Source organism: Bartonella sp. SD1336NMGDW (genome assembly GCF_042193565.1).
Classification (GTDB): Bacteria; Pseudomonadota; Alphaproteobacteria; order Rhizobiales; family Rhizobiaceae; genus Bartonella; species Bartonella grahamii.
On the sequence record NZ_JBHILW010000089.1, the window covers coordinates 1 to 784 of the forward strand.

Consider the following 784-nt stretch of genomic DNA (forward strand, 5'->3'; position numbering starts at 1 on the left):
TTCTTTGAAAACCAATGCTTTAAATGTGCAATGACATTATCTAGCGCGTCCATGAGACGTGCAAAATCAAGGATAAGCAAAAAAAGAAAAAATGCTATCCACTTCATCAAGCGAGACATCATTTTCACGCTTTGATAGGTGATGATCATTTCTTGAAGCATTTCTTTTTCTGCTTCTGTAAGCTCTATATCGTCTTGTGTTTTTTTTCTAGCCATGTTTCCACCCACACAAGCGTTGACCCTGCTTGTTATGCTTTAAGATCTCTCTTGCTAAGTTTGAGCTAATGGTGTTCAGATCTTGTCGGCTTAAATAAATAGGTAACCAACCAACACAAGAAAAAACATATTTATTTGTCGCGCAACCAGTCAGAGAGAGCAGCACGCACATCAGCATCACTTTTTTGATTAACTTCACTTTCCACCTCAAGCCGTGTTGTGGCTGCTTTTAAAGCTTTTTCTGTTTGCTTTTGTTGCTCTACTTTTTTCCCAAGAGTAAAAGCTTTTGCTAAGGCAATAAAAAAAGCGGCTAAAGCCGCACCTGTTACCATCAAGTTTCTTTTCATCCATAAGATCATAGGCGGTGCTCCTGAAAGCGTTTAGCAACAAAGAAAATGCCAGTACATGCCGCTAAAACCATAATGGCGGCTAAAGCCCATTGGATTGGTCCATTACCCGCTAAAAACCCACCAAGACCTGAGAAAGAACCAATAATCGGTGCCAATGCTTCTGCTTTGAGAAACCCTGTTGGTTGTTTCGTTTCTACTGTTTGATAATTAGAAGAAACA

2 protein-coding genes and 1 pseudogene are annotated in these 784 nt (G+C 39.7%); all 3 read right to left on the minus strand.

Annotation, left to right across the window (positions count from 1 at the left end; translation table 11 throughout):
- A partial coding sequence (locus ACFIKH_RS09290) for a hypothetical protein (RefSeq protein WP_375671549.1) occupies positions 1-215 on the minus strand: 215 nt, incomplete at its 3' end.
- A gap of 131 nt (positions 216-346) precedes the next feature.
- Positions 347-574 carry a hypothetical protein gene (locus ACFIKH_RS09295; protein WP_375648521.1) on the minus strand — a complete coding sequence of 76 codons (228 nt, stop codon included), beginning with the start codon at positions 572-574 and terminating at the stop codon, positions 347-349.
- Positions 571-784 (minus strand): annotated as a pseudogene (locus ACFIKH_RS09300) (lysozyme); the annotation flags it as partial. The pseudogene ACFIKH_RS09300 and the gene ACFIKH_RS09295, both read right to left, overlap by 4 nt.